This window comes from Nonomuraea lactucae, assembly GCF_003313395.1.
In the GTDB taxonomy this organism is placed as follows: Bacteria; Actinomycetota; Actinomycetes; order Streptosporangiales; family Streptosporangiaceae; genus Nonomuraea; species Nonomuraea lactucae.
In genome coordinates this window covers 1-1449 of the sequence record NZ_QNFZ01000507.1, presented here as the reverse complement: position 1 = coordinate 1449, position 1449 = coordinate 1, and the positions used below count along the sequence as shown (strand labels likewise).

Here is a 1449-nt window from a genome sequence, read left to right as displayed (position 1 = left end):
GCCCGCGCGCCGGGCAGCTCGGCCGCCAGCGCGGCGAGTGCGCTCTCGTCGCGCCCGCCGAGCAGGACGTCGTGCGTCGGCGCCAGCGCCCTCGCGACGGCCTCCCCCACACCCCGGGACGCCCCGGTGACCAGCGCTGTCGGTCGTTCGCTCATGGTCGCCAGTTTATGACCTTGACGCGCTACTCGAATTCGGGTCCTCTCGTCGGAGAGGGCAGTACTACCCGGTAGTGACCTGGTCGGTCCGGTCGCTGCGCGGGCTCGCCGGATAGGCGACGGTGGCTCGGGGAGGGCTATGGGGGGTCGACGAGGAACGTCCCGGTCTCGTCGGTCATCCGCTCGTACTCCTCCAGCCTCGCCTGGGTCCGCAGCGGCGCCGCGTCGGCCATGGCCTCCACCAGGGCCATGGCCAGGGCCAGCGGCGCCGCGTGCGAGTCGAAGACCAGCCGGTCGCCCACGGGCGCGTCCAGCACCACCTCCGCCGGGAAGCCCGGCTTGTCGGTGATGACGGCCGCCCTCAGCCCGAGCTTGTCCGCGTACTCCAGGGCCCGCACCACCTCCACCGGATACCTGGGCAGCACCACCGCCACCACCCACTCGGCACCGGCCCGCCGCGCGGCGTGCAGCCCGTCGGCCAGCTCCGACCCGCCGTGCGTCAGCAGCCGCACATCGGGGTGGACGCGCCGCGCGTAGTAGGCGAAGGTCGTCGCCAGCCCGCTGGACACCCTCAGCCCCAGCACGGGCAGCGGCTCGGTGGCGGCCAGCGCCTCGCCCAGCTCCTTCAGCGGGAGCGCCGCGAGCCGTTCGCGCAGCCGGGTCAGGTTTCTGATCTCGTCGTCCACGGCCCCGCGGAGCAGGCTCTCCCGCGGCCCCTCCGCGGCGCCGCCCATGACCATGGGCCGCAACGCCTGCCGCAGCTCGGGGTAGCCCGCGAAGCCCAGCACCATGGCGAACCGCGTCACCGACGGCTGGCTCACCCCGGCCCGCTCGGCCAGCTCGACGCTGGACAGGAAGATGGCCTCGTCGAGATGCTCGGCCAGGTAGTGCGCGATCCTCCGCTGCACGGGCGACAGCCGCCGCCCGTCCAGCAACCCGTGCATGCCGCTGTGATATCCGCCCGTCACGCCACCTCCAACACCGCCCGTCACGCCACCTCCAACACCGCTCTGCCCGCATTCTCATCCCCGCCTGCCCGCGCGGTCCCGCGTCAGGACTCCCGCATCGGGATGCGCACACCTCGGGTCGCGGCCACCTCGGCGGCCCGTTCGTAGCCCGCGTCCACGTGCCTGATGACGCCCGTGCCGGGGTCGTTGGTCAGTACGCGCTGCAGCTTGTGGGCGGCCAGTGGGGTGCCGTCGGCCACCGCCACCTGCCCGGCGTGGATGGAGCGGCCGATGCCGACGCCGCCGCCGTGGTGGATCGATACCCAGGTCGCGCCGGAGGCGGTGTT

Annotated in this window: 1 protein-coding gene and 1 pseudogene; both read right to left on the bottom strand. The window is 73.7% G+C overall.

All coding sequences use genetic code 11. The features are described from left to right. Nucleotides 1-292 precede the first annotated feature (292 nt). Nucleotides 293-1099: a MurR/RpiR family transcriptional regulator gene (locus tag DQW85_RS23075; protein ID WP_113702211.1), complete on the bottom strand. Its 807-nt coding sequence runs from the start codon at nucleotides 1097-1099 to the stop codon at nucleotides 293-295. A 107-nt stretch (nucleotides 1100-1206) separates the two neighbouring features. Then, nucleotides 1207-1449, bottom strand: a pseudogene (locus DQW85_RS23070) (urocanate hydratase); the annotation flags it as partial.

What these genes read in the sequence shown, in the direction of transcription:
- DQW85_RS23075 (WP_113702211.1), bottom strand. Translation starts at nt 1,099, where the DNA reads ATGCACGGGTTGCTGGACGGGCGGCGGCTGTCGCCCGTGCAGCGGAGG.